15 protein-coding genes and 1 pseudogene are annotated in these 16,803 nt (G+C 64.5%); 6 read left to right on the top strand and 10 right to left on the bottom strand.

Annotated elements, in window-relative coordinates:
• Positions 1-4: 4 nt before the first annotated feature.
• From metK to LU493_RS03300, 5 genes and pseudogenes are all read right to left on the bottom strand, one after another.
• Positions 5-799, bottom strand: a pseudogene (gene metK / locus LU493_RS03280) (methionine adenosyltransferase); the annotation flags it as partial.
• On the bottom strand, positions 723-1,898 hold the full coding sequence (gene cfa, locus LU493_RS03285; protein ID WP_428994517.1) for a cyclopropane fatty acyl phospholipid synthase: 1,176 nt from the start codon (positions 1,896-1,898) through the stop codon (positions 723-725). The pseudogene metK and the gene cfa, both read right to left, overlap by 77 nt.
• A gap of 174 nt (positions 1,899-2,072) precedes the next feature.
• Positions 2,073-2,927 (bottom strand): universal stress protein, encoded by an 855-nt coding sequence (locus LU493_RS03290; RefSeq protein ID WP_275286361.1) that lies wholly within the window; start codon positions 2,925-2,927, stop codon positions 2,073-2,075.
• A gap of 76 nt (positions 2,928-3,003) precedes the next feature.
• Complete coding sequence (gene nhaB, locus LU493_RS03295) at positions 3,004-4,560, bottom strand: sodium/proton antiporter NhaB (protein WP_275286362.1); 1,557 nt, start codon at positions 4,558-4,560, stop codon at positions 3,004-3,006.
• A 149-nt stretch (positions 4,561-4,709) separates the two neighbouring features.
• The gene (locus tag LU493_RS03300; protein WP_275286363.1) at positions 4,710-6,200 is read right to left on the bottom strand and encodes a SulP family inorganic anion transporter; all 1,491 of its coding nucleotides are present in this window, start codon (positions 6,198-6,200) and stop codon (positions 4,710-4,712) included.
• Between the two features lie 439 nt (positions 6,201-6,639).
• Here LU493_RS03300 and LU493_RS03305 point away from each other — a divergent pair, with 439 nt between their 5' ends.
• Positions 6,640-7,494 (top strand): universal stress protein, encoded by an 855-nt coding sequence (locus tag LU493_RS03305; RefSeq protein ID WP_275286364.1) that lies wholly within the window; start codon positions 6,640-6,642, stop codon positions 7,492-7,494.
• A gap of 13 nt (positions 7,495-7,507) precedes the next feature.
• On the opposite strand, the gene LU493_RS03310 is transcribed toward LU493_RS03305, so the two are convergent.
• Entirely contained in the window at positions 7,508-8,701 is a 1,194-nt protein-coding gene (locus LU493_RS03310) for an MFS transporter (RefSeq protein ID WP_275286365.1), read from the bottom strand.
• Positions 8,702-8,843: 142 nt separating this feature from the next.
• Here LU493_RS03310 and LU493_RS03315 point away from each other — a divergent pair, with 142 nt between their 5' ends.
• Together LU493_RS03315 and LU493_RS03320 are read left to right on the top strand one after the other, a co-directional pair.
• Positions 8,844-9,185, top strand: coding sequence for a TraR/DksA family transcriptional regulator (locus LU493_RS03315; RefSeq protein ID WP_275286366.1), 342 nt, complete (start codon positions 8,844-8,846; stop codon positions 9,183-9,185).
• 78 nt (positions 9,186-9,263) lie between these two features.
• Positions 9,264-9,623: a RidA family protein gene (locus tag LU493_RS03320; RefSeq protein ID WP_275286367.1), complete on the top strand. Its 360-nt coding sequence runs from the start codon at positions 9,264-9,266 to the stop codon at positions 9,621-9,623.
• On the opposite strand, the gene LU493_RS03325 is transcribed toward LU493_RS03320, so the two are convergent.
• The 4 genes from LU493_RS03325 to hexR form a co-directional block, all read right to left on the bottom strand.
• A complete protein-coding gene (locus tag LU493_RS03325; RefSeq protein ID WP_275286368.1) occupies positions 9,620-11,131 on the bottom strand; it encodes a PhnE/PtxC family ABC transporter permease in 1,512 nt (503 codons plus the stop codon). The two genes, LU493_RS03320 and LU493_RS03325, sit on opposite strands and share 4 nt — an antisense overlap.
• Positions 11,128-11,877, bottom strand: coding sequence for an ATP-binding cassette domain-containing protein (locus LU493_RS03330; protein ID WP_275286476.1), 750 nt, complete (start codon positions 11,875-11,877; stop codon positions 11,128-11,130). Before LU493_RS03330 ends, LU493_RS03325 begins: the two co-directional genes overlap by 4 nt.
• A 1-nt stretch (position 11,878) precedes the next feature.
• A complete protein-coding gene (locus LU493_RS03335) occupies positions 11,879-12,736 on the bottom strand; it encodes a putative selenate ABC transporter substrate-binding protein (RefSeq protein WP_275286369.1) in 858 nt (285 codons plus the stop codon).
• A 72-nt stretch (positions 12,737-12,808) separates the two neighbouring features.
• The gene (gene hexR, locus LU493_RS03340; RefSeq protein ID WP_275286370.1) at positions 12,809-13,663 is read right to left on the bottom strand and encodes a transcriptional regulator HexR; all 855 of its coding nucleotides are present in this window, start codon (positions 13,661-13,663) and stop codon (positions 12,809-12,811) included.
• 221 nt (positions 13,664-13,884) lie between these two features.
• Here hexR and zwf point away from each other — a divergent pair, with 221 nt between their 5' ends.
• Genes zwf through LU493_RS03355 form a run of 3 tightly spaced genes read left to right on the top strand, consistent with a single transcriptional unit; the run spans position 13,885 to position 16,772 of the window.
• Positions 13,885-15,396: a glucose-6-phosphate dehydrogenase gene (gene zwf, locus LU493_RS03345; RefSeq protein WP_275286371.1), complete on the top strand. Its 1,512-nt coding sequence runs from the start codon at positions 13,885-13,887 to the stop codon at positions 15,394-15,396.
• A gap of 1 nt (position 15,397) precedes the next feature.
• Complete coding sequence (pgl, locus tag LU493_RS03350; protein WP_275286372.1) at positions 15,398-16,072, top strand: 6-phosphogluconolactonase; 675 nt, start codon at positions 15,398-15,400, stop codon at positions 16,070-16,072.
• A gap of 37 nt (positions 16,073-16,109) precedes the next feature.
• Positions 16,110-16,772, top strand: a complete 663-nt coding sequence (locus LU493_RS03355) for a bifunctional 4-hydroxy-2-oxoglutarate aldolase/2-dehydro-3-deoxy-phosphogluconate aldolase (RefSeq protein ID WP_275286373.1) — start codon at positions 16,110-16,112, stop codon at positions 16,770-16,772.
• Positions 16,773-16,803: the final 31 nt, after the last annotated feature.

The following is a 16,803-nucleotide window of genomic DNA, read 5'->3' on the forward strand; positions in this document are numbered from 1 at the left end:
GGGGTTAGATACCGGCGGCGGCCCGCAGGGCATCGGTCCGGTCGAGTTTCTCCCAGGGAAAGGCGGTGAAGGTCTCGACATGCTCCTCGTCCTGGGTATCGGTCCAGGTGTAGCGGTGTTCGAACGGTTCTCGACCGAAATGGCCATAGGCCACCGTCAACTGATACATCGGATGCTGCAGGTCGAGCATGCGGGTGATGGCATTGGGCCGCAGGTCGAAATGCTCGCGCACCAGCTCGACGATGCGCTCATCGCTGATCCGTCCAGTGCCGAAAGTGTTGATCGACACCGAGGTCGGCTCGGCCACCCCGATGGCGTAGGACACCTGGATCTCGCAGCGCTCGGCCAGGCCGGCAGGCACCAGGTTCTTGGCCACGTAACGACCGGCATAGGCGGCGCTGCGATCGACCTTGGAGGGATTCTTGCCGGAAAAGGCGCCGCCCCCGTGGCGTGCCATGCCGCCATAGGTATCGACGATGATCTTGCGACCCGTCAGGCCGCAATCGCCCACCGGGCCGCCGATGACGAACTTGCCGGTCGGGTTGATGTGATACTGGGTGGTCTCGGTCAGCCATTCGGCCGGAATCACCTGCTCGATGATCTCGCGACGGACCATCTCGCGCAGCTCTTCCTGGTCGATGTCCGGATCGTGCTGGGTCGACAGCACCACGGCATCCACGGCGCAGGGCTTGCCACGCTGTGAGTAAGTGGTAAGGCGCGATTCAACTGACCCGGTGGTAGCCGCCAACGACGCCTTTCTTGCTGAGCACGAACTGCCAGAGCTGGATGTCACGGGCGCGGAAGGCGCCGGCACAGCTCAACAGGTAGTAGCGCCACATGCGGTAGAAGCGCTCACCGTAGGCCGTGGCGAAACGGTGCCAGTTGGCCTCGAAGTTGGCATGCCAGGCCATCAGGGTCTTGTCATAGTCGGCGCCGAAGTTGTGCAGATCCTCGACCACGAACAGTTCCTCGGCGGCATCGGTGACATGCCCCAGGGCGGGCAACTCGCCGTTGGGGAAGATGTACTTGTCTATCCAGGGATCCGGCGAGGTACCGCGCACGTTCTTGCCGATGCTGTGCAGAAGGAAGAGGCCGTCGTCCTTGAGGCAACGCTCGGCGACTTCCATGTACTCGCGGTAGTTCTTGCGCCCCACGTGCTCGAACATGCCGATGCTGACGATGCGATCGAACTGCTCGGTCTCGTCGCGGTAGTCCTTGAGGCGGAACTCCACCGGCAGCCCCTGTTTCATCAGTTGCTTGCCGTATTCGGTCTGTTCCCGGGAAATCGTCAGACCAACACATTCCACACCATAGTGCTCGGCGGCATAGGCCATGAAACTGCCCCAGCCACAGCCAATGTCGAGCACTCGCATGCCGGGCTCCAGCTCGAGCTTGCGGCAGATGAGATCCAGCTTGGCTTCCTGGGCTTCATCCAGATTGGTGGCATTCTTCCAGTAACCGCAGGTATAGGTCATGCGCGAGTCTAGCATGGCGGCGTAGAAGTCGTTGCCGAGGTCGTAGTGGGCTTCGCCGACCTCGAAGGCACGCTTGGCGGTCTGCAGGTTGAGTAGGCGGGTCCGGATATGGTGGAAGACCAGCTTGCGGGGGTTGATCTTGTCGGGGAGGCGCGCGCGGAGCAGATGAAAGAAGAATTCATCGAGCCGCTCGGCATCCCAGTTCCCCATCATGTAGCTTTCACCAAGCCCGAGGTTGCCCCGAGCCAGGGCCTCGTCGATGACGCCGTGAGCGTTGAAACGGATATCTCGGGGGCGATCGCCGTTGATGCGGATATCCGCTTTTTCGAGCAGCTCGGCGACGAAACGCTGGGATGAGGAGCTTTCATCGAAGAAAGCCGTATGAGCGAAGGTCGTACTGTCCAATGGTCGGTTCCTTGTCATGCCCTTGCGGAGAAGGAAACTGTCGGGGTCCTCTTGTGGTGGGGGATGAAACGGTGGCCTATCAGGGTGGCGTGGTTTTCATGGGTAGGCTCTTCTCCGAGGTGTGTCGCTCTCTATGTAAAAAAACCGGCCGCACCAAACGTACCCCAAGCGGTGGGCCGGTTTCGGGAAATGTTATCGCAGCAGCAACACCGGGATGCGGGTCTTGCGCAGCATTTCGCTGGTGGTACTGCCCACCAGCAGGTGGCGAATTCGTGAGTGGCCGTAGGCCCCCATCACCACCAGGTCGATGTCGTGCTCTTCCTGGTAGGCGTGCAGTGTGGCTTCCACCTCGCCGGCGCGAATGGCGCCTTCCGCCTCGTGGCCGGTCTCGCGTAATGTCGACAGCGCCCAGTCGAGCTGGGAGCGATGGTCACCGGTCTCGGCGCCGACGATCACCACATGCACCGGGATGCCCTGAAACAGCGGACTCCGAGCCAGCATCTCGACGCCCTTGCGGGTGGTCTTGCTGCCATCGAAGGCGATCATCACTCGCTCGGGGCGCTTGAAGGTCTCCGGCACCATCAGGATCGGCAGGTGCAGGCCGCGCACCACGCGCTCCAGGTTGGACCCCAGGTGCTCACTGTCCTGATGGGCGTTCTCGCCGCGCTTGCCCATCACCAGCAGCCGGGTCTCGCCGGCCAGTTCCTCCAGGGTCTCGACGAGGGTGCCGTTGCGCTGTCGGCTGGCCGGCTCGGCCACGCCGTCCTCGATGGCGCGCTCCTTGGCTGCCTGGAGCATCAGTCGCCCTTGCTCTTGGGCGACCTTGGCGCGCTGTTCGTCCAGCTCGGATAATTCCTCGAGCAGGTGTTCCCGAGCCCCTAGACCGATGTTGCCGGAGAGGTCCGCCTCGGCGGTCTGGGGATGGTTGTCCACCACGTGCAGGAAGGTCAGCGGAGACGCCAGCGCCTGGCTGGCCCAGGCGGCGTAGTCGCATACTCTTTCCGAGAAGATCGAGCCGTCGATGGCGGCCAGTACGTGATCGGTCATATGGATTCCTTGTCTGACAAATGATGCCCCATGCCGAGAGCAATGCTGTCGATGGCACGGGGCTCGCATTGGCGGCTCACCCTGCCCAGTGGGTCACGCCCCAGTAGCCGACCAGCGACAGCACCACCGCATAGGGGAAGGCCATTACCACCATCCGTCCATAGGAGAGGCGCAGCAGCGGCGCGATCGCCGAGGTGAGCAGGAACAGGAAGGCGGCCTGGCCATTCGGCGTGGCCACGCTGGGCAGGTTGGTGCCGGCATTGATGGCGATGGCCAACAGGTGGAACTGCTCGGTGCCGATGTCGCCTCTGAGCAACGCCGCCTTGATCTCGCCGATGTAGACGGTGGCGACGAAGACGTTGTCGGAGATTGCCGAGAGCAGGCCATTGGCGATGAACAGCAGCCCTGCCTGCCCCTCGGCCGGCCGGGCCAGTACCATCTCGATGAAGGGCTGGAAGAGGTGCTGGCTGTGGATCACCGACACCACGGTGAAGAACACCACCAACAGGGCGGTGAACGGCAGTGCCTCCTGGAAGGCCTTGCCGATCTGGTGCTCGTCGCTGACGCCGTTGGTGCTGGTCAACAGCACGATCACCGCCAGCCCGATCAGTCCCACCTCGGCCAGGTGAAGCGCCAGGGCCGCGATCAGGAAGGCGGCGACCAGGGCCTGGCCGATCAGGGCGGCGCGTTCGCGATTCGTCCGCTTCATGGCCTTGTAGTGGTCATAGTCCTTGAGGATCTTGCGGATCGTCTTCGGCATGGCGGTGCCATAGCCGAACCATTGCAGTTTCTCTAGCAGCACGCAGGTCGCCAGACCCGCCACCAGAACAGGCAGGCTGACCGGCAGCATGTTGAGGTAGAAGTCGATGAAGCCCCAGTCCGCCTCCTTGGCGATCAGCAGGTTCTGGGGTTCGCCGACCATGGTGGCGACGCCGCCCAGGGCAGTGCCGACGACGCCATGTATCAACAGTGAGCGCAGGAAGGCACGGAAGTCATCCAGTTCCGCGTGCAGCTCGGCGCGCACCGGGGCATCGTCGTGATGGTCATGTTGATGGTCGTAGCTCTTGCCCGAGGCGACCTTGTGGTAGACGGAGTAGAAGCCCACGGCGATGGCGATGATCACCGCGGTGACCGTCAGGGCATCCAGGAAGGCGCTGAGCACTGCCGCCATGGCGGAAAACAACAACGACAGCAGGTACTTCGAGCGTACATGGATCAGCAGTTTGGTGAAGGAGAAGAGCAGCAGGTTCTTCATGAAGTAGATGCCCGCGACCATGAACATCAGCAGCAGGATCACCTCCAGGTTGTGTTCCACCTCGCCCATGACCGCCTCGGCCGAGGTCAGCCCCAGCAGCACGGCCTGCAGGGCCAGCAGGCCCCCGGGCAGCAGCGGATAGCACTTCAGGGCCATGGCCAGGGTGAAGATGAATTCACCCAGCAGCAGCCAGCCGAGCAAGGTCCCGGACTGTTCGCCCAGGGTCCAGTGACAGACGACATTGAGGATCAGGAAGGCGAGGATGACGATCTTGTACCAGATCGGCGAATTGCCCAGGAAGTTGCGGAAGGCGCCCCCCAGCAGCAGCCGGGGAGAGGAAGGACGTGGTGTGGCGAGGGTCGCTTGGTCGTGGGGCATGGTGGTCAACGCTGGCGTTGTAGGTGCGTCCGGGGCGGCCCATCCGGCATCTTGGCAGTGCCGGACGGGGCGATGTCTCCTGTCGGGCGGGGCATCATCGGGCGCCCCGCCCCGGCAGGACCCTCCGGGACGGGGTCGCCAGTGGGGCGTCAGTGGCCGCCCATCAATTTTTCGACTGCCTCGGGGTCGTCGTGTACCGCGTAACGGTCGACGATGGTGGCGCTGGCCTCGTTGAGGCCGAGCATCTCCACCTCGGTACCTTCGCGGCGGAACTTGATCACGACCCGGTCCAGTGCCTGGACGGCAGTGATGTCCCAGAAGTGGGCGCGGGACAGGTCGATGGTCACTTTCTCCAAGGACTCCTTGAAGTCGAAGGCGCCGCCGAAGTGCTCGGAAGAAGCGAAGAACACCTGGCCGACGACCTTGTAGATACGGTGTCTGCCCTCATCGGCCTCCTCGCTGCCGATATAGAGGATGTTGCCGACCTTGTTGGCGAAGAACAGCGCGGCCAGCAGCACGCCCACGAAGACGCCAATGGCCAGGTTATGGGTGCCCACCGTGACGGCCACGGTAACGACCATGACGATGTTGGAACTCATCGGATGCTTCTTCAGGTCACGGATGGAACTCCAGCTGAAGGTACCGATGGAAACCATGATCATCACGGCTACCAGTGCCGCCATGGGAATCTGGGAGACCCAGTCGGCGAGGAAGACCACCATCATCAGCAGCGCCACGCCGGCGATCAGGGTCGACATGCGACGGCGGCCACCGGATTTGATGTTGATCACCGACTGGCCGATCATCGCACAGCCCGCCATGCCGCCGATCAGGCCGGCACCGATGTTGGCGATGCCCTGGCCTTTACATTCATGGTTCTTGTTACTGCCGGTGTCGGTGAGGTCGTCGATGATAGTGGCGGTCATCATCGACTCCAGCAGGCCCACCACCGTCAGCATCAGCGAATAGGGCAGGATGATCATCAGGGTCTCGAGATTGAGCGGCACGTCCGGCCACAGGAAGACCGGCAGGCTGTCGGGCAGCTCGCCCATGTCGCCCACGCTGCGAATTTCCATGCCGGTGGCCATGTAGACGATGGTCAGCACCACAATGCATACCAGGGGCGAGGGAAGCGACTTGCCGATTACCGGTATATAGGGAAAGCCGTAGATGATGATCAAGCCTGCCGCAGTCATGGCGTAGACATGCCAGGTGACATCCGTCAGTTCCGGTAGCTGGGCCATGAAGATCAGGATCGCCAGGGCGTTGACGAAGCCAGTGACTACCGAGCGTGATACGAAGCGCATCAGATCGGCCAGGCGCAGGTAGCCGGCAAGGATCTGCAGTACCCCGGTGAGCAGGGTGGCCGCCAGCAGGTACTCCAACCCGTGCTCCTTGACCAGGGTGACCATCAGCAGGGCCATGGCGCCGGTAGCCGCCGAGACCATCCCGGAGCGGCCGCCGGTGAAGGCGATGATCACGCAGATGGCGAAGGAGGCGTAGAGGCCAACCTTGGGATCGACCCCGGCGATGATGGAGAAGGCGATGGCCTCGGGAATCAGTGCCAGGGCGACGACGATGCCCGCGAGGGCATCGCCCTTGAGGTTGGAAAACCAACTCAGTTTCATTTTTTCGTACATGCTGCGGTCCAGTCGGAGGTGGTTGTCGTGCCGTGAGGCGCCAGCCGTGTCGTGAACGTGCCTATCCCGATACCCGAGGCATCAGGCACCTAAGGTGCGAAGGCAAGGCATGGCGAAGAATGGACGTCGGAGCGTCCGGGACATCGGCGCGATGTCCGGCCGTGGCACCGCCGTGATGGGGTACCGAGGCTCGAGGAGGTGGGGCGTGCTAGGGCGGAGTCATCAGCCCTGTCAACAGAGTGCTCATGAAATGCAGTAGCCTTCTGGGTCGATGGTACTGGCTGAAGGCAGTCAGCGATGCTGGCCTGCGACAAGAGCGCCGTATTCTACCAAAGGATATGTCTTGCTGCACCTGTATTGATGCTCTTCCTGTGACGGAGCGGCCATGATGGTGTAGAACGAGGAAAGGAACTCTATACGCCAGCAGTGAGACAACTTGATGACAGAACAGGTGATGGCCGCCATCGACGGCTCGCAATTTTCCGAGGGTGTCTGCGACTACGCGGCCTGGGCCAGCCTGGCGCTCGACGCGCCCCTGACCTTCCTGCATGTGGTCGATAACCACCCCCAGACCGCCGAGGCGGATCTTTCCGGCAACATTGGCCTGGGGTCCCGGGAGCATCTGCTTGAGGAGCTTTCTCACCTGGACGAAGAGCGTGCCAAGGTCGCCCAGGAGCAGGGACGCTTGATGCTCAAGGCCGCCGTCGAGCGTGCGGTGGACGATGGTGTCGCCGAGCCGGCGACGCGCCAGCGCAACGGCACCCTTGTCGAAACGCTGGACGAGCTGGAGGCGGAGATACGCCTGCTGGTGATCGGCAAGCGCGGCGAGACGGCACATCAGGCCAGTGAGCACCTGGGGTCCAACCTGGAGCGCGTGGTGCGGGGCCTGCACCGTCCGATCCTGATGGTGCCGGAGACCTTCAAGCGTCCTGAGCGGGTGATGATCGCCTTCGATGGCAGCAAGACCACCCGCAAGGGCGTCGAGATGCTGGCTCGGAGTCCGCTGTTTCAGGGCATCTCGGTGCATGTGGTGATCGTCGGTGCCGAGACCGGCGACCATCGCTCCCAGCTCGACTGGGCACTTGAGACGCTGCGCGACGCCGGCCACGAGGCGGAGGGTGCCATCCGGGCCGGCGAGGTCGAGGAAACCTTGCGCACCTACAAGGACGAGCACGCTATCGACCTGGTGGTGATGGGGGCCTATGGCCACTCGCGCATCCGGCACCTGCTGGTGGGCAGTACCACCACGGCCATGTTGCGGCGGGCCAGCGTGCCGGTGCTGCTTCTGCGTTAACCGCGAGGTTGCGTCAGCCGCCCCGGGCTGCCGGGGTGGCCAGCACGGGCTGGGCGATGCCCCAGCCGCCGGCCAGCAGGACCAGCATGCCGATCAACACGGTGGTAAAGCTGGCACCGAGGTCCAGGGCCACGCCGAGAATGGCGGGGGCGATACCGGTGGAGAAGACCATGCAGGCGGTCAGCGTGGAGCGCAGCGTGCCCAGATGCTCGGCGCCCCAGATCCTCACCAGCAGACTGGTGGCGATGGATTCCTGGGCGCCCATGGCGAGTCCGCCGCCGACCATCAGGGCCCAGACGCCGACGTTGCCGCCGTGCAGGATGGCGATCAGCAGCGCCGCCACATAGGGCACGAGGTACAGCCTGGCCACTCTCGCGGGGCCCAGGCGGTCGACCCAGCGTCCACCGAGCAGTGCGCCGGGCAGCTTGGCGAGCCCCATGCCGGTCAGCGCCAGGGCGTAGACCGCCAGGCTGCTGCCCAGGTCTTCGGTCATCCGCGCCTGGTAGATGAACAGCCCCGTCATGGTGACCGGCAGTATCATCAGCAGGGGCAGCAGTTGCCAGAAGCGCCGTTCGCGAAAGGGACGCGGGCCGTCGCGGCGTCGGGCACGATCCGGGCGCTTGCCGGGGGCCCTGGGCCAGCTGCCGCGCCACAGCAGCGGAATCCACAGCCCGGCCAGCAACAGGCAGAACAGCCACCACAGTTCGCGCCAGCCGAACCATGCCAGCAGCGCCGCCATCACCGGGGGCAGCAGGATTTCACCCAGCATGATGCCCATCCCCACCAGCCCGAGGGCGCGGCCGCGCATGGTCGTGAATTCACGACCGGCCAGCGTATTGCCCAGATGGGACATCATGCCCTGTCCGCATAGCCGCACCAGCCCGAGGCCCAGCAGTCCGATCCCCCACCAGGGCGACAGCGTCAGCAGCAGCACGCCGAGCAGCAGCATGGCGAGAACGGTCGACGCGAATCGCCGCGGCGATATCCAGTCGATGCTGGGACCGAAACGCAGCATGACAAAACCGGCGATCAGGGTGACCGTCGAGTAGGCGGTTCCGAATTGCCCAGCACTGAGGTCCAGTCGCTCGGAGAGCGGTGCCTGGAAGAGGCCGACGAAGTAGCTCTGACCGAGACTCGAGGAGAACATGGCCAGAAAGGCGATGCTCAGCAGGCCCCGGTGATCGCGCAGGAGAGTGCGGTACCCCATGTGATGGATCCTCCATGAAACGGCGAATGCGATATCGGTGGCGAGATGGCAGGATGAAAGATGCGTCCCTGATCTCCAGGTCATACAGGATATCACTCATATATCGAAGGAATGGGCGTGGCCCAGTCAGCCGGAGACGATCATGAATCACCCCGAACTGGATATGGAGAGCGTCGAGGCGCGGCTGCACGAACTGAGAGCCGACTTGCAGGCACAGAGCGAGGCCAGCCAGGAATCGCGCGACACCGTGATGCTGGATCAGACCTCGGTGGGGCGTCTGTCGCGGATGGACGCCCTCCAGGGGCAGGCCATGGCCAAGGCCGAGGAAGAGCGACGGCAACTGGCCCTGCGGCGGATCAGTGCGGCCTTCGAACGGATCGAACGCGGCGAGTATGGCGAGTGCATCGAGTGTGGCGAGTGGATCGGTGCCAAGCGTCTGGGCTGGGATCCTCTGGTGTTGAAATGTATCGATTGCGCCGACTGAGCTGGTGATTAACGCTGCTTTTTCTCGCTTTCCTGGGGTAGTATGCCCTGTTGATACTTTCTGCCAGGAGAAACATGAATGAGCATCCAACGCCATGACACCAAGGCGCGCATGAGCCGTGCCGTCATCCACAACGGCGTCGCCTACCTGTGCGGCCAGGTGGCCGGTCCCGAAGCGCGCCACGGCGACATCACCGTCCAGACCGAAAGCATGCTGGCCCGCGTCGAGGCCCTGCTCGACGAGATCGGCTCCGACCGCGAACATCTGCTTTCGGCCACCCTCTATCTCAAGGACGGGAGCGACTTCGCCGCCATGAACGCCGTCTGGGACGCCTGGGTGCCTGAAGGCCACGCCCCGGCTCGCACCTGTGTCTGTGCGCCGATGCCCGCCGATGAGCTGAAGGTGGAGATCACCGTCACTGCTCTGGTAAATACCTAAGCATCCATCCCGGGCACTTCCAGCGGCGCTTCCTTCGGCCTGAACCGCCGCGACAGTGCATCCACGGCGATATTGAACGCGGCGGTCACCAGCAGCAGGAAGAAGGCGACGTCGAACATCAGGTACTGGAAGTTCTCGTCGATGTAGTAGCCCAGGGTGGCCACGCCCAGCATGCCCAGTATCGCCGTCTCGCGCAGGATCACCTCCGCCCGGTAGTAGAGCAGCGCCAGCAGGCTCGGGTAGAGGCGTGGCAGCAGCTCGTAGGCCAGGCGGCCCGAGGCGGGCAGGTGGGTCATGCCGGGCGTCAGGCTGTCGGCGTGGCGGGCGATGAGAAAGGCGATCAGTGCGCCATTGTGCAGGGCCAGCGCGAGCCAGGCCGGGAGCATCGAGGGGCCCAGCAGCAACAGGAAGATGAACGCCAGCATCAGCTCCGGCGTGGAGCGCAGCAGGACCAGCAGGCCGCTGCCCGCGAGGCGTGAGACGCGATTGCCGAAGTGACGGCTGGCCAGGGGCCACATGACGAGGGCCACCAGCAGGCTGCCCACCGTGCCCAGCAGACCGAGCAGCAGGGTATTGCCGATGGCCGGGGCCAGGTCGGGGATTCGCGTCAACCAGGTGATGAGTCCCGGCCAGTCCCACGCGAGCAAGGGTTGCGGCCAGATGTCCTGACTGACGAAGCGCCACAGCAGAGCGCTGTCCACCGAGGGCCAGGGGCCGAGCAGGAAGGCGCCGCCGATAGCCAGCACCGGCAACAGCCGCCGGTGGCTCCACCAGGGCAGGCTGGCGATCAGCAGATAGAACAGCCAGAGCAGGGCGCCGGCCTCATGGTAGCGGCCTTCGCGGAAGGCGGTCTCGAGCTGGAACCCCAGGGTCGGCAGGCCGACGAAGCCCAGCAGCACGCTGGCGCGCAGGCCACACTCGAAGCGGTAGCGGGTATAGGCGGCCAGCCGAGGCCAGGCCAGCGGCAACTCGGTATAGACGAAGCGAACGAGTCGGCCGACCCCGGGTGGCAGGGCATCGCCGGGCGCCCGGGGCGTTTCTTCGAGGATCTCGGCATAGACCTTGGCGAAGATACCGGCATAGGGGATGGCCAGCGCGGCCAGGGCGGTAAGGGCCGAGAGCCCGAAGACCTGCAGGAATAGCAGGGCCCAGAACAGCTCGTGGATGGCCCGCAGGAAGGCACAACTGGCGCGAACCAGGCGGGACTTGCTGAAGAGCAGTGCCAGGGGAAAGCCGAGCACCATGCCGGCCAGTGTTCCCCAGAGAGCGATCGAGATGGTCAGCCCCAGCGCGTGAAAGGGCGATTCCACGGCGCCCCAGGCCGGCCAGGCGAGCCCCCGGGCCATGCGTGCGAGTTCCGTCCATGGGTCCCGGGTGATGATCGAGAGATCCGCCAGGGGCAGCAGGAGCAGTGCCAGCGCCACCAGCGTCAGGGTATGGCGGGCCAGCCGGGGCCCCAGGGCGTCGCCGGTGAACCACAAGGGACGAGCGGGTGGCGTCACGGTCACGCTTGCCCCCGATAACAGGGCAGCGGACGGGGCTGTGATGTCGCCTCCGGCGTGTCGGAGGCGGCGGTCGCCGCGGCGTCGGGGTAGAGGGCATCCAGGTCGTCGAGACTCAACTCGGTGGCTGGCGCGTCGATCGCCAGTTGACCGTTCCGCAGCCCCCAGACCCGGTCGAAATGGGAGAGTGCCAACTCGCGCTGATGTAGGGCGATGACGCAGGTGTCGTGTTGTGCATCGATCAGCGACAGCAGGTGCAGCGCCTGGTGGGGGTCGACGCTGGCCACCGGCTCGTCGCCGAGGAACAGGCGGCGTCGCTGATACAGGGCGCGGCCGATGGCGGTACGCTGGCGCTGGCCGCCGGACAGCTGCCCCACGGGGCGACGCATCAGGTCATCGATGCCGAGTCGCTCGCAGAGGCCGGCGATTTCCTGCCAGGGCCCGCGCAAGGGGCGCACCAGGTTCCACAGGTTGGCCAGGGCCGAATGCTTGCCCAGGCGCCCCATGTAGATGTTGTGGTAAACCGCCAGCCCCGGCACCAGGCCGTGATGCTGCGGGCACCAGGCGACGTCATCACCCAGGCGGGCGCGCAGGGCCGCCAGCAGCGTCGACTTGCCGGCGCCGCTGGGGCCGAGCAGGGCGACCCGTTCGCCGGGATTCAGGGTCAGGCTCAGGCGTGGCAGCACCACTCGGTCGCCGTGACCGAGGTCGACATCCTCCAGGGCCAGTAGCGGGGCATGGCGTTCCGGCATGTCAGCGCAGCAGGCCAAGCGATTCCGCCACCTGCTCGATGGGCGCGTACATGGCGTTATCGGCGGGGATGAAGGCCGAACGCGGGAAACTCTGCAGCAGTTCGGGATCGTCCATCGCCAGCAGGGCATCGCGCACCCGGTCGCCGAAGCCGTCGCCGAAACGCTCGTCGGCATCGCCGCGCAGGGTCCACTGATAATCCGGGTAGCTGGGGGTCGACCAGATCACCTCGACCTTGTCGGTATCGACGCGGTCGTCCTCGACGGCGGCCTCCCAGACGGCGTAATTGACGGCGCCGAGTTCGTAGGTGCCGGATTCGACCAGGGCGATGGTGCGCGAATGATCGCCGGAGAAGCCGACCCGCGAGAAGACGTCCTCGGGGGCCTCGTCGAAGTGCTGGCGCAGGAAGTGCTCGGGCATCAGCCGACCGGATGTCGAGGTCTTCGAGCCGAAGGTGAAGCTCAGGTCACGAATATCGCCCGGCAGCTCGTCGGCACTCTCCAGGCCGGTGGACTGGTGGGCGATGAAGTAGCTCTTGAACTCGGCATCCTCCTGGCCCTGGGCGAGCGCCCGGGAGTCCGGTACCAGGCGACGTGCCTGAACGCCGGAGAGGCCGCCGAACCAGGCCAGCTGAACCTGGTCGTTGCGAAAGGCCGTGACCGCAGCGCCGTAGGACTTCACCGGGACGTACTCCACCTCGACGTCCAGTTGCTCCTCGAGATAGTCGGCGACCTTCGAGAAACGCTCGATCAGGCGCGACTGGTCCTCGTCGGGAATGGCGGTGAAACGGAAGGTCTCATTGGCCTGCGCCCCCTGGGCGAGCAGGGCCAGGGCGGCGGCAGTCGCGGCAATCCAGCGCATCGGCGGTCTCCTGATGGAAAAGGAGCCGTCATTGTTGTGGCTCGCCGCCGACTTGGCAAGCGGAGGCCATGCTCAACGCGCCGGGTAGCGCGTTTCCTTCAGGCTGTCCTTGATTTTCTTCAGATGCGGCAGGAAGTCTTCGCCGCGTCGCAGGGTCACGCCGGTGGCCAGGACGTCGATCAAGGCCAGCTGGATCATCCGTGAGGTCATCGGCATATAGTGATCGGTGTCTTCCGGGGCGCTCACGGCCAGGATCTCGGTGCATTCGTCGGCCAGTGGCGAGTCGGGATCGGTGATGCCCAGCACGACGGCGCCGTTGCCGCGTGCCTGGCTGGCGATGTCGACCAGTTCGCGGGTGCGGCCCGTGTAGGAGAGCACGACCACCACATCGCCGGTATGGCAGGCGGCGGCCACCATGCGTTGCATCAAGACGTCGATATAGGCCGAGACGGGGATGTTGAAACGGAAGAACTTGTGCTGGGCATCCTGGGCCACCGCGCCTGAGGCACCGAGCCCGAAGAAGTGCAACTGTTTGGCCTGGGTGAGATAGTCGACGACGCGATCGACCCGGACCGAGTCGGTCTCGCGCCGAGCCAGGTCGAGGGCGGCGATGGTGGCGCCGAAGATCTTGCTGGTGTATCCCTCGGCGCTGTCGCCGGGCTCCACGGCCTGGCTGACATAGGGCGTGCCGCCGGCGAGACTCTGTGCCAGCTTGATCTTGAAGTCGGGATAGCCCTTGGCATCGAAGCTGCGGCAGAACCGGTTGACCGTCGGCTCGCTGACCGACGCGGCATGCGCCAGACTGGCGATACTCATGCTGGTGGCGGCGCTCGGATCGGCGAGGATGACGTCGGCGACCTTGCGCTCGGAACGATTGAGTTCGTCGAGTCGGCGGCGGATGCGGTCCAGCAGATCATGACTGACCATGGGCGAAAGCGTCTCCATGATGGTGGGCCGGTGCCCTGTCCAGGTGGTTATTTAACGACATTGTGCTCGGTATCCTAGCGCGGGAGCCTCGTGAGACGCCATAGTCAGTCGTTAAGCGGTGCCTGGATGCTTTGGCTTTAGTAGTAATTTTACAGAAAAATTTTGGAGACTAGTGCGCTATTGCGCTAGTATTTTGCTAAGTTAACCAAATGGGGGCGGACATGAGTCAAGACACGCGGTCCCGGTCGGCGCGGTCCTCCGACGCCGCTGGAACGGAGGTCGATTTCGTGCTGTTCGGCGCGCTGGGCGACTTGTCCCAGCGCAAGCTGTACCCCGCGCTATATCACCTCGATCGGGAAAACCTGCTGGCTGCGAGCACTCGCCTGCTCGGCGTGGCGCGCCAGGAAGAGGATCTCGATGGCTTCAAGTCCCGCGTGGAAGCGGCGCTCAAGCAGTACGTCAAGAGCGAGGAACTGGACCGCTCGACGCTCAAGCGCTTCCTGGCCCGGCTCGATTACCGCTGTGTGGACGCCACCCAGGCCGAGGGCTATGCCGGTATCCGCGAATGGCGCCAGGGGGCCGGAGAGCGCCCCATGGTCATCTATCTGGCGGTTGGCGCGAGCCTTTATGGTGATATCTGCCGCCACCTCCAGGACAGCGGAAGCCTCGACGAGCGCAGTCGCGTGGTGGTCGAGAAGCCGATCGGCTACGACCTCGAGTCCTCCGCCGAGATCAATGACGCCATCGGTGCGGTCTTCCCCGAATCCCGCATCTATCGCATCGATCATTATCTGGGCAAGGAGACCGTCCAGAACCTGATTGCCCTGCGCTTCGCCAATCCGTTGTTCGGCACCCAGTGGAACCAGAACCATATCTCCCATGTGGAGATCACGGTGGCCGAGAAGGTCGGCATCGAGGGACGCTGGGGTTATTTCGATCAGGCCGGTCAACTGCGTGACATGGTGCAGAACCACCTGCTGCAGCTGATCTGCCTCATTGCCATGGATCCGCCCGCGAACCTTGATGCCGACGCCATTCGCGACGAGAAGGTCAAGGTGCTCAAGGCGCTCAAGCCGTTCAGCGACGATATGCTTGGTCGCGACGTGGTACGCGGCCAGTACATCGCCGGCACCAGCGATGGTGCCGGCGTGCCGGGGTATCTCGAGGAACCCGACGCCAACACCGAGAGCCACACCGAGACCTTCGTGGCCATGAAGACCGAGGTGTCCAACTGGCGCTGGGCCGGCGTGCCCTTCTATCTGCGTACCGGCAAGCGCATGCCCGAGAAACTTTCGCAGATCGTCATTCACTTCCGCCAGCAGCCGCATTACATCTTCGATCCCGATCAACGCGCCCTGGCCGCCAACAAGCTGGTGATCCGTCTGCAACCGGACGAAGGAATCGCCCTGCAGGTGCTGACCAAGGACAGCGGACTGGACAAGGGCATGCGACTGCGTCCCGGGCCGCTGCATCTGGATTTCAACAGTGCCTTCGCCAAGACGCGGATCCCCGATGCCTACGAGCGTCTACTGCTGGAGGTGATGAAGGGACAGCAGTATCTGTTCGTGCGCCGCGACGAGGTCGAGCATGCCTGGCGGTGGTGCGACAGCCTGATCAATGCCTGGCAGGCGCGCGATGAGTTACCCCGACGCTATCCCGCCGGTTCCTGGGGACCCGTGGCCTCGATCGCCATGATTACCCAGGATGGCCGTAGCTGGTATGAGGATTACTGATATGGCACTCGAGCAGGCCCCACGCGAACGACTGTCACACCAACTCGCCGAAGCCGTGGCCGAAGCGCTGAGGGTCGACCTGGCGGAGCGGGAAACGGTGCTCCTGGTAGTATCCGGCGGTTCGACGCCGGTGCCCTTCTTGCGCGCCCTGGCGGAGACACCGTTGCCCTGGTCGCGCGTCGAGGTGACCCTGGCCGACGAGCGCTGGGTGTCGGAGACCGACGACGACAGCAACGCGCGACTCGTCCGCGAGCATCTTCTGCGAGGCGAGGCGCGTCACGCACGTTTCGTGCCTCTGACGAGCGATGCCGACACGCCCGAGGAAGGCACGGCCGAGGTGGCCGAGCGCGTCAGTGGCCTGGCCTGGCCGGCCAGTGCCGTGGTGCTGGGAATGGGCGGCGATGGGCACACCGCCTCGCTGTTTCCGGACAGTCGCGAGCTGGATCTGGCGCTTTCCACTGCCGAACCGGTCGTGGCGGTACGTACTCCCAGTCAGCCGCAACCCCGTATCAGCCTGAGTGCCGACCGGCTGCACCAGGCGTATCGACACTTTCTGCACATCACCGGCGAGGCCAAGCGCGACGTCCTGGGCAAGGCGCTGGTCGGCGATGACACCCGAGCGCTGCCGATTCGTGCCTTTCTGGCCAGCCCGTTGGGTATTTATTGGGCCCCTTGAGCCACCCCGTTATCGGCCCTGCATCACGGAGAATGACATGACCATCGACAAGCAACTGCCATCCACGCGGACCACCGAGCTCGACAGCATCTGCCTCAAGGCCGAAGTGATTCCGGTGCTGGCCATTCGGCGCGTGGAAGATGCCGTGCCACTGGCGAAGGCCCTGGTCGAGGGGGGGCTGAGCGTGCTCGAGGTTACCCTGCGCACCGACTGTGCCCTGGAAGCCACCCAGCGCATCAAGGAAGCGCTTCCCCAGGCGAGTGTCGGGATCGGCACGGTGCTGACGCCCGCTCAGTATCGCCAGGCCGAACAGGTCGGCGCCGATTTCGTGGTGACGCCGGGCACCACCGAGGCGCTGTATCGCCATGGCGTGAGCAGCCCGGTGCCGATGCTGCCCGGGGTGGCGACCGTTTCGGAACTGATGATCGGTTGGCAGTTCGGCTATCGCCGCTTCAAGTTCTTCCCGGCCGAAGCCAGTGGCGGCGTCAAGGCGCTCAAGGCCTTCGCCGGGCCGATTCCCGAGGCGCGCTTCTGCCCCACTGGCGGCATCACCCTGGATAACGCCGACGACTACCTGGCGCTCAAGAACGTGATGTGCGTGGGGGGGTCCTGGCTGACGCCGACCCCGCTGGTCGAAGCCGAGGACTGGAACAGTATTCGTGAACTGGCCAGGGAAGCGGCGCAACGCTTTCACCACTGAGTCGCGATGAGGCGACGGGTGGTTTCATGAT

This window comes from Halomonas elongata (genome assembly GCF_029081005.1).
Taxonomy (GTDB): domain Bacteria; phylum Pseudomonadota; class Gammaproteobacteria; order Pseudomonadales; family Halomonadaceae; genus Halomonas; species Halomonas elongata_B.